Annotated in this window: 10 protein-coding genes and 1 pseudogene; all 11 read right to left on the reverse strand. The window is 50.0% G+C overall.

Translation table 11 applies throughout. From position 1 onward, the window contains the following. Positions 1-426: 426 nt before the first annotated feature. Positions 427-708 carry a DUF6061 family protein gene (locus tag DW937_RS14355; RefSeq protein ID WP_117477596.1) on the reverse strand — a complete coding sequence of 94 codons (282 nt, stop codon included), beginning with the start codon at positions 706-708 and terminating at the stop codon, positions 427-429. A gap of 85 nt (positions 709-793) precedes the next feature. Then, positions 794-1,114: a toprim domain-containing protein gene (locus DW937_RS14360; RefSeq protein ID WP_112091634.1), complete on the reverse strand. Its 321-nt coding sequence runs from the start codon at positions 1,112-1,114 to the stop codon at positions 794-796. 70 nt (positions 1,115-1,184) lie between these two features. Next, positions 1,185-1,835, reverse strand: a complete 651-nt coding sequence (locus DW937_RS14365; RefSeq protein ID WP_120121472.1) for a DUF4366 domain-containing protein — start codon at positions 1,833-1,835, stop codon at positions 1,185-1,187. Further along, on the reverse strand, positions 1,828-2,100 hold the full coding sequence (locus tag DW937_RS14370) for a DUF4315 family protein (RefSeq protein ID WP_055187021.1): 273 nt from the start codon (positions 2,098-2,100) through the stop codon (positions 1,828-1,830). Before DW937_RS14370 ends, DW937_RS14365 begins: the two co-directional genes overlap by 8 nt. A gap of 11 nt (positions 2,101-2,111) precedes the next feature. Beyond that, positions 2,112-4,109 (reverse strand): C40 family peptidase, encoded by a 1,998-nt coding sequence (locus DW937_RS14375; protein WP_133300989.1) that lies wholly within the window; start codon positions 4,107-4,109, stop codon positions 2,112-2,114. A 19-nt stretch (positions 4,110-4,128) separates the two neighbouring features. Next, positions 4,129-4,449, reverse strand: a complete 321-nt coding sequence (locus DW937_RS14380) for a hypothetical protein (RefSeq protein ID WP_120121477.1) — start codon at positions 4,447-4,449, stop codon at positions 4,129-4,131. Further along, positions 4,446-6,920 carry a conjugal transfer protein TraE gene (locus DW937_RS14385; RefSeq protein WP_347561917.1) on the reverse strand — a complete coding sequence of 825 codons (2,475 nt, stop codon included), beginning with the start codon at positions 6,918-6,920 and terminating at the stop codon, positions 4,446-4,448. Before DW937_RS14385 ends, DW937_RS14380 begins: the two co-directional genes overlap by 4 nt. After that, positions 6,838-7,206, reverse strand: coding sequence for a PrgI family protein (locus tag DW937_RS14390; RefSeq protein ID WP_120121481.1), 369 nt, complete (start codon positions 7,204-7,206; stop codon positions 6,838-6,840). Before DW937_RS14390 ends, DW937_RS14385 begins: the two co-directional genes overlap by 83 nt. Positions 7,207-7,284: 78 nt before the next feature. Continuing rightward, on the reverse strand, positions 7,285-8,121 hold the full coding sequence (locus DW937_RS14395) for a VirB6/TrbL-like conjugal transfer protein, CD1112 family (RefSeq protein WP_330577007.1): 837 nt from the start codon (positions 8,119-8,121) through the stop codon (positions 7,285-7,287). Between the two features lie 65 nt (positions 8,122-8,186). Further along, positions 8,187-8,402 carry a Maff2 family protein gene (locus tag DW937_RS14400; protein WP_113998658.1) on the reverse strand — a complete coding sequence of 72 codons (216 nt, stop codon included), beginning with the start codon at positions 8,400-8,402 and terminating at the stop codon, positions 8,187-8,189. A 233-nt stretch (positions 8,403-8,635) separates the two neighbouring features. Then, a pseudogene (locus tag DW937_RS14405) lies at positions 8,636-8,890 on the reverse strand (hypothetical protein); the annotation flags it as partial. Positions 8,891-8,934 lie beyond the last annotated feature (44 nt).

Here is an 8,934-nt window from a genome sequence, read left to right on the forward strand (position 1 = left end):
GGGGTACAAATTCCCACTAAGCGCTCGGGACCCCTTGTAGGAAAATGTCCTAAGTGTGGCAACAGTATTTTTTCAATAAAATGCTTGAAGACAGAAACAGCTTTTTAATAAGTTTTTTGTGCAAATCTAATAAGATGTATAAAATGATTTGCAGAAATGTTTTAAAAAAGGAAGGATATTATATAAATCTAAAACTCAATGGTGTAAAATTGAAAACCCGTGTCCTTTCAGTGTCGCAAAGCTTTATTGATAGTAACTCGGAAACATATAGAATTGGCCTTATGTGTTCTAATGATTTGCGCATCTAAATCAAAAGACAGTCGATGGTACGGTTCGGAGCGAAGTATCAACAAATCAACAGCCCTCTATTTGCAACGACTGCAAATAGAGGGCTGTTTTGTTTGCTTTGGATATTTTAATTAAAGGTCAATCTTCTAATATGCCATGGTCACAGCCAAGTGAGAGATAATGCTCAATCTCACCACTCAGCACAAGCTGGACGTACTCTAAGGGCTTGTTATATAGTAGCCAGTCCAGTTCTGCTCGCTGCGCAGGGGTGTTGCCGTATTCGTCCTCAATGGAGATACAATCAATGGAAAGGGTGGTGCCATCTTCAAATCGGGCTTCCACCCGGTTGGTGTCCATGTTGTAGTGGCAGGAAAGCACTTTTTGAGAGTGATTATGGTCGAAATTCTGATTTTGTTTCATTTGAATAGCTCCTTTAATGACTTTGAAATTTGATTTTCAACAAAATGAGGTCTCTTTTTTCTTTTTCTTAAGTCACCTATCCGCACTATCCTGCATCGCAGGCGTTCACCACATAATCAAATTTCTTGCTGCGGAGCAGTTTGCGCAGGACATTGAACTGCGGCTTCTTGGTATTGTGTACCAGCAGTTTCCACTCAACAGGGAGAATCGGCAAATCCTCAAAACGCCAGTTTTCATAGCGTTCATCGTAGTGTTCCGGGGCTGCATACTCTGCCAGATGCCCCAGACACCAGCTTACCACGCAATCCCCACCCTCCAGATACCCGTCCTCCTGCCGATATGCACCGATCACTTTTGCAATGGATTTCGATACGCTCGGTTTTTCTGCAATCACCAGATATTTCAACGCTTTCTCCTTTTTAAAAAAAGCAGGGATAGCCTTTCGACTACCCCTACATCCTTATGTTACGGTTTTCTTATGTGCCATTTTCGTTGCCGGACTGATTATCCTCGTTCACAGTCGCAAGGCTCTGGTCGGTTTCCAGATTTTCACTCTGCGGCGTTTCTTCTTTCGGCTTCGGCTTATAAATGTAGAAGTAGAAGAAAGCACCTGCACCGCCCAGTGCCGCCACGAATACCAGCAGCAGAATCTTATTCATGCCACCGCTCGATTCCTCTTTCGGTTCTTCGATTTCCACATCCGGGGTAGGTTCGGGTTTGGTTTCGGGCAGAACTACCGCAGGCGTTTCTTCTTCCTGCTTGCCGTTCCGCTCTTCATCATCCAGAAACTCCTGCAAATCGTACTCGTCGATCATCGAGAGCATATAGACGTTTTCGCTGTTTCGCGCCCGGTCGATCACCAGAAAGAATGTGTTGCCGCCCTTGGTCTTTACTGTGAAGAACTCCTTGCTGGGGTCATCCACGATGTTATCCTCCACCTCGCCGTTGCCTGCGATGGTGAACGGGATTTTTTCTTCCTCGGTCGGTTCCTCTTCCTCGATCACCTGTGTCGGTTCCTCCATCACTTCAGTAGTGTCCACAAAGGCAAAGGCCGGGGTCGAAAAGCCCACTGCCATCAGCAGGGTCAGAATTGTGCTGGGGATAACAACTCCCAGCCGTTTAAGCATCTTTTTCAATCGCTTCCTCCGTTTCTGCTTCCTCCGAAGCGTTGTTTACAGCGGTCAGGAACGTCACGTTGCCCGCCTGAATGTTGTCCAGCAGAGCCAGCAGTTCGCGCCCGCCCATCTTGGTGCTGCGGATGGCACGAATGATCTCGCTGTCCTCTTCCTTTTTCTGTGCTGCCCGGATGGTTCTCAGCCGTTCTTCCAGTTCCGCGATCTGCTGTTCCGTCTTTTCGGCTTCATCCAGATATTTCTGTAATTTTTTGCCCATCGGCCCTCCTTTCAGTTGATGCGGCCAAAGCCTAAAAAGTGGCTCTGCCAGTAGGTCGAATTGATGCTGGTATAGGAAATGGGGTCGCCGCAGTGGATCATCATGCCATTGCCGACGTAGATTCCAACGTGCGACGCGCCAACGGTGTTATAGGTTTTCTCAAAGAAAATCAGGTCGCCGGGCTTTGCATCCGCAGGGGAAACATAACTGCACTTCCCGCGCAGACCGTTGGCCGTTGTACGCCCAACGCTCCACCCATTGCCGCTGTTATTGATGACCCAGCAGACGAAGCCGGAGCAATCAAAACTGGTGCTTGGGGAACTTCCGCCCCACACATACGGCATACCAAGATACTTTTCGGCTTCCTCAATCATCCTTGCGAACTTTTCATCCGAAAGGGCTTCCGAGGGAATGTCGTACTTGAAGCCACCGCCAGAGCCACCAGTACCGCCGCCCGTGCCAATACTGCCCGTTGTGCCGCCGCTGTAAGTCGGTGATCCTGCGCCGAACAGTTCGGGGCGGTTGCCGTAGGTCAGGTTGTAGGCATCGTATCGCCCGGTCTGCTTCCGGTTCATGTTCTTCCGCGCGATGGTGTCAAAGCCTTTATTTTTCAGCAGGACATTGAGAATTTTGTACTCATACTCCACTTCTTCCTGATAGGTATAGGTTTCCATGCTGACGTTTCCAAAAGCGTCAATCGTTGGCCGAATCCCTACTCTGGTTTCCATGCGAGTGCGAATCTCAATGGTTTCCCACACTTTCAAGAGATACTGCTGCTTGAACAGTTCCTCGATAACAGGCTTGACCTGTCCTCTGGTGAACTGCTCATAAACCGCAGTCAGATGGGAAATAAGCTGATACGGGTCATGCCCGATTTCGTCAAGTTGATAGCGGTATTCATCATAGCCCGGATGGGTGGATTCCATCTGCCGAATCTGCTTATCCAGTTCTTTTTCCAGTTCCAGATAATCCTCTTCCGCACCCTTCATATCGGCATCCTTGCTGGGATATGTCGTTCCCACAAAGGTACTGCCTGTTCCCTGAATTGCTGCACCGCAGCTTGAAAAGGCTCCCAGCATTACCATCACCAGCAGGATGCCGACACCAATACTGACCCACAGGGTTTTATTCTGCACGACGATTTCCTGCACAGCCGCTTTTGCTTTTTCCGTAATGGTGTTTGTTGCCGCTGCTGCCTGCTTGCTGGCGGCAGTTCCGGCTTTCTGGCCGCGCTTGGCGGCTGCATAGGCATCCTTATACTGCTTTTTCTGGTAAAACTTCGCGCCGACTGTCTTTGCTTCACCTCCTGCGGCAGTCGGTGGTGGCTGGGGCTGTTTCTTTTTCAGCGACGGTTCTGCTGCATTTTCTGCCGTGCCGCCCTCACTCTCGGAGAATTTCAGGCGGCTGGCCTTCTGATCCTCGCCACCTCTTTTCTCTGCCCTGGCAGATTTGTCTTTGGGCTTTTTTCTGCCTTTGACAAAGTGGTGCAGGCGTTCGGCGGCTTCTTCCGACTTGTGAGCAGCTTCCACGCCGGAATTGTCCTTTTCTACCTGATGTACTTTCTGATGGGCGAACCCGGTGGCGGTATCCACTCCTTTCTTGGCCATCTTCTTAACGCCCATCCCCATGCCACGGACAATGCCGCCTTTTTCATCCTCAAAAGAAAGTCGGCCTTTCTTGGTCTGCGGCTCTGCATCCGATTCCGCAGGCGCATCCTTTGGCTTGCCCTCCTCCTGATGGGCTTTGTAATAGTCCGCGCTCTGCTTGGCGGTGCTGTGATGCCGGGGTGCATCCTCAGCATCCATGCACCGTTCTTCTTCCACGATAGGTTTTTCATCTGTTTCCTTTTCCGCAGTTTCTTTTGCCGAATCTTCCTGCTCCGGCTTTTCTTCTGCGGTTGCGGACTTCTGTTCCCCGGTGCGGAGGTTTTCATCCACCAGACCATCCTTGGTCATTTTCTGGACGATTTTATCTCTGCCCCGAAACTTTTTGTCTGCTATGGAAATCACCTCCTTCCGGCTGGAGCCGTCATGCGAGCAGGGCTGCGTGGGTTTCCCACTTATCCAGCACCTGTTCAAGCTTCCGGGCAAAGGCGATCAGACGGGTGTTTACTTCCTCACGGTCAAGATAACCGTGGGCTTCCATGTGAAAGCCGTCAGTCAGTTCATCGGCCAGTGTGCCAACGGCGTAAAAGTCCTCCAGCACCGTATGCACTACCGATTCTTCATCTTGGAAGTTGAGCGGCTCCACCTCATCGAAAGGCGGGCCGGAATCACTTTCGTGCAGCTCCATGTCAGAATGATGATGAATCTTGCGGCTCAGTCGGTCAAAAATGTTCGGTGTGTTCATGCTTCCTTTTTCTCCTTATATTTTCCCATCTCCATGGGCTTCGTGGTCATCAGGCTGTACAGTTTCAGCGAAGTATCGAACTTATCCTTGAACGGGATAATCGTGTTGCCGTAGAACAGCAACCCCTCGCCCTCGTTACTGTTCGTCACATACGACAGCTGGAACGGCGAAATATTCAGCTGCTTCGCAAGGATTTGTCGGTCGCCGGATGCCTGGTTAAGCATATAGATAAAATCGCTGTTCTCGAAGATATTCTCGATTTCCCGGCTAGCCAACAAATCCTTGATGTTCTGGGTGATGCCTGTGGGTACACCACCCCATTTTCGGAACCGCTTCCAGATTTCGACGCTGTATGCCGCCGTCTGCTCCTCTTTCAGCAGGAGGTGGAACTCGTCTATATAGTACCGCGTGTTCTTTTTACTGTTGCGGTTGATGGTAACACGGTTCCAGACCTGATCCTGAACAATGAGCATCCCCAGCTTTTTCAGCTGCTTGCCCAACTCTTTGATATCGAAACAGATAATGCGGTTATCCAGTTCCACATTGGTCTGATGGTTGAACACTCGCAGAGAACCATTGACGTAGATTTCCAACGCTGTGGCGATACGCTGCGCCTGCCGCTCTTTCTGCTCCCGCAGGCAGTCGTACAAATCACCAAGCGTCGGCATATTCTCCGGCTTCGGGTCATTCAGATACTTCTGATAGACCAGCGGCAGGCAGCGGTCTATAACCGACTTTTCTTCTGGCTCCATGCCATCCCGTGCGCCCATGATAAGTTCGCACAGGGAAAGAATAAAGTCCGATTTCATGCCCAGCGGATTATCATCGTCCGCATAGTTCAGATTGATGTCCATCGGGTTGATGTAGTCCTTACTGGTGGACGAGATATGGATAACCTGCCCGCCCAACGCTTCCACCAGCGGATAATACTCGCCTTCCGGGTCTGCGACGATAATATCGTCCGTTGTGGTAAAGAACACGTTGGTGATCTCACGCTTTGCACTGAACGACTTACCGCTTCCCGGTGTGCCGAGAATCAGGCCGTTCGGATTTTTCAGCTGCTTCCGGTCTGCCATAATCATGTTGTTGGACACTGCGTTTAAGCCGTAATAGAGGGAATCGCCCTCCATAAAAAGCTCCTGCGTGGTGAACGGCACAAAGATGGCGGTGGAAGTGGTAGTCAGCGCCCGCTTGATGGGAACGAGGTTATTTGCCAGCGGCAGGCTGCTCATAAGACCCTGCTCCTGCAGATAATCCAGACGGTTCAGAGTGCAGTTGAACTTCTGAGCGATACCAGCAGTCTGAAACACAGCACTATCCAACTCCTGTTTGGTCTTTGCTGTATTAAGGAACAGCACCGTAACAAGGAACATACGCTCATTACGACTCTGCAGATCATCCAGAATCTTCTTGGCCTCGCCACCATAAGTTGCAAGGTCGCTCGGAATAATTTCCATATCATAACCAGACCTCACAGCTTTCTTCTGCTCCTCGATTTTCATACGATCCAGGTCGGTAATTTTGCCTTTGATCAGTTTGATAGCTTTCAGCTGATCTACCGACTGCACATGAATGCTGACCACCAGATTTTTGTCCATGTCCAGAAACTCGGCCAGCACCTTATCCGTCAGTTCCGGGGCAAGGATGTTCAGATAGGATGCAGCACCATAGGTGTCACCCATCATAAAGTCCTTGCCGCTTTTGAACAGGAAACTGGTCGGGGCAATGAAGTCTTTGGTCGTCATGCCGCTCTGCAGGATGCGGTCATAGCTGAAATCGAACTTCTGCTGTTCTTCCTGATGAAAGGTTTCGTACATGATTTGCAGCCGTTCCACGCCGTTCAGCGGGTAGGCTTTCACGCCCAGCACCTTGAAATTATTGAGAATATCGGTTTCGATACGCTCCAGCCGGGGCTTTGCTTCCCGGACACTCTTTGCTTCGATGCTGAACGTGATGTACTTCGTCCGAACCAGACCGTTATTGCCCTTGGCAAGCTGCTGTCTCAGCATCTGCGCATATTCCATGCGCACATCATCGAACTGGTCATGCTGCGGCTCAATCTGGATGACCTTGTTGTACTCGCTCATGTCACTCTTATGGTTGATGAACGACAACTGAAAGCGGATACTGGCATCGAAGTAGTTGAGGAAGTCGCACCAGCTTTCAAAGATGGTGTTCTTATCCTCGTTCTGTGCCAGCTGGTAGTTAATGTCGTAGAATCGGACGGTTTTGGAATACAGATGTTCCTCCACCCGGCAGATACCGTCGCGCCCCATTTCCAGATATGGAATGGAACGCTGCACAGTCAACCGCTGTTCCTTCTGGCTCTTTTCGGGTTTCCGAAAGAACTTCTGGAAGAAGCCACCCGACTGCGGTTTCTTCTTCGGTTCACTTTTTACCAAGGATGCCTCCTTTCTTCTGAATCGGTGCTGCGGTTTCCAGTTCCCTGTCATACAGGTTTTCAACCTCATAGCGGCGTACCGCAGGGCGTTTGAATCGGACACTGATGAAGTTTGTCAGGATGGTTTCAAGGTGCATCCCGTTTTTCTCGTACAGAGCAAAGAAAAATTCCGGCAGCATCAGGAGCACCATGCCTGCCGCTGCATTGCTGGTTCCCAGCGTGTCGCGCATGAGAAAATAGAACGGAACGCCAATGCCTGCTGCAAACCCCATACACACTAGCTGGCGTTTCGTCAGGTTCAGAAAGACCTTGTTCTTCACTTTGGAAAGGTCTTTGGGAATCGTTACATAGGCCATTTATCACCAGAACAGCCAGACCGCCGCCGGGAAACGGCGTTGTCTGCTGTCTTTTCCTTTCATTGGATTTTCCCGGATTTAGTGACTGCCGAAGATCTGTTTGGACAGACTTCCCGTTTTGAGCAGCGAGAAGCAAAGAATCACCGTGTAGGCCATCGTGCCGAACAACGCCGAGTGAATATCCGAAGATACCCGGATGCTGCCGATAAGGGCTGCATAGATTGCCACGCAGACCATCATCAGGAACGCCTGAAATGCCAGCGCGAACAGCCCTCGGAAGTAGTTCGTACCCACATGACCCCATTCACGGTTACTCATGGTTGCAAATGGAATCGGAGCAAGCGAAGTGTAGAGGTATATTTCTATCATTCTGCCGTACATAATTACCGTGATAACCACCGACAGAATTTTCAGACACCAGCTTACAACAAGGGTTTCCAATGCCAGCGTCACCAGTTCGCCAATCGCCATCGTTGCCATTGCCGCCTGCATCTGCATGGAAAGAGAACTAATATCAATGGCGGTATTGCCACGGATAATGCCGGAGGAAGAATTTACCACCGACTGTCCAATGTCAAATACCGCCATTGCAATATCGAACGTATGGCTGACGAGATAGACCGCGATCCACATCTTCACGAAATACTTGAAGAACATCCAAGTGTCTACATCGTGCAGATTGTTTCGTTCCGTCAGCATCGAGATCAGTTCGTAGCAGAGGATCAGCGTAATGATGATTCCTGCAATGGGGATCACCACCGAATCCGAAATGTTACGGATCATACTGAAAATGCTGCTGTTCCACCCTTGCGGTGTCTGCCCGACCTGAGCAGCGATTTCACTGGTCTGTTGGTTGACCGCTGTGAACATCGTACTCAGGTTGGACTCCACCATGCCGGAAAGAAGTTCCCTCATCCATTTTTCGATTGCTGCGAAAATATTATCGAACAATGGCGGGTTTTCCTCCTATCGCTTGTTGATTAGCCGAACAGACCAGAAAGCAGCGGGATCAGCTGGGTGCCGATGAGGATGACACCGCCGCCGGACATGAGCTGCTTCATGCCCTGCGACTTTGCGCCAGGGTTGTCGTTTCCGTACCCTTCCATGAGGTTCACAACGCCCCAAACGCCAAGGCCCGCGCCGATGGCAACAACGAGAGTCTGCAGAACGGTAATAGCCTGATTGAAGAATTCCATAGTGTTATTTCGCCAGATTGCAGCATTGATAAAATACACGATTCCAAAAGAAAAACAGGCTGGTACATCTTCGGTGCTGCCTGCTTCCTGCAATTCTGGCTTCTCCTTTCATTTTCATAAAAAATCAGCCTTTTGGAATCGCAAATGTAGAAAATCAGTCGGACAGTTTTTCTGCCACGGGGTCTGCCCGGACAGGCGGGCGGGTGTATTTACTTCGGATAATGACCTCCTTCCTATGCTGTGCTTTCTTCGGACACATCCACCTCGTAGCAATCAAATTCTTCATCCATCCGCAGCCTGAGTTCGTGCTTCAGATAGCGTTCTACATCGAAAGCATTCTTCTTATCAAAGTCCGAAAGCTCCTTGTACCGCTTATGCTTGGTAATGTCGAATTTATCGCTCAGGAATGGCCTGACTCCGCGCAACTGCAGGATACACTTGCTGCCATCCATGACAGAAAGCTCGTCCCGGCTCATAAGTTCCCTGCCGTAAAGTCAAGTGATGAATTCGCAAAAGAAAAGACCCTTCCCGT

Source organism: Faecalibacterium sp. AM43-5AT (assembly GCF_003603345.1).
In the GTDB taxonomy this organism is placed as follows: Bacteria; Bacillota; Clostridia; order Oscillospirales; family Ruminococcaceae; genus Faecalibacterium; species Faecalibacterium taiwanense.